Source organism: Oleiphilus sp. HI0086 (assembly GCF_001635225.1).
The window spans coordinates 1-820 of sequence record NZ_LWFZ01000196.1; the positions used below are offsets into that span (position 1 = coordinate 1).

Genomic DNA, 820 nt, shown 5'->3' on the forward strand with positions numbered 1-820 from the left:
AACGGCTTTTTCACTTGTTCATAAGTCTTCAGGAAAATCTCAAAACGCCTTACTTGTTAACCCGACAAATGGTGATGAATACACAGCAAGCCGTGGAAGCGGAGCAGCACTTAATGGCAGAAGAATTCGTTGTACCTCTCCTAAATCGCTAGCTGAAGCGACGGTTGCAATCAATACCATAAATCAATTCGACTCACCTGCCGAATCTCACGTCATTGCTGACTTTATTAGTGAAGTGGGAAGCAATGTCGGTCAAATGCAGGTTAGCAATTGCGATGCTCTTGATGTCGCCATGGTTGCCGCTGGCCAAATTGATGCAGCAATACTAACCAAGGTAAACGCTAAAGAGCTTGAAGCAGCTCTGCTGCTATGCCAGGAGTCTGGCGCACTGACAGGTACACTAAACGGCGGTGTATTTAGCGATAAAGAAGACAAAATCATCGTTGCCAATCCAAAGCTCTTTAAAGCATTGGTCCAGCGCTTTAATACTTTTCAAACACGCCTCTAAGGTAGCGCGTTTGAGAGCGCTAAATACTAGCCATAAAAAAGGGAGCTTCTGCTCCCTTTTTTATGGCTAGTATTTGACTACCTGACTTTAAGGTTGGTCATCAATAGCGTTTCCTTCCTCGTCCTCGACAACTGGAGCAATCAAATCTTCTTTGCTCACACCCATCGACAACAAGACATTACTAGCAACATAAATAGATGAATACGTACCCACTAACACACCAATCAAAAGCGCCTTAGCAAAGCCGTTAATCATTTCACCACCAAGAAAGTACAAGGCAAACAGCACTAACAAAGTCGTCGCCGATGTAAC

At 44.1% G+C, this 820-nt stretch carries 1 protein-coding gene and 1 pseudogene; one reads left to right on the forward strand and one right to left on the reverse strand.

All coding sequences use genetic code 11. The features are described 5' to 3' along the window. The coding region (locus tag A3756_RS02720) for an inositol monophosphatase family protein (RefSeq protein ID WP_304438848.1) at positions 1 to 508 on the forward strand (508 nt) is incomplete at its 5' end. Between the two features lie 87 nt (positions 509 to 595). Here the strand turns inward: A3756_RS02720 and A3756_RS02725 are convergent. Then, positions 596 to 820, reverse strand: a pseudogene (locus tag A3756_RS02725) (protein translocase subunit SecF); the annotation flags it as partial.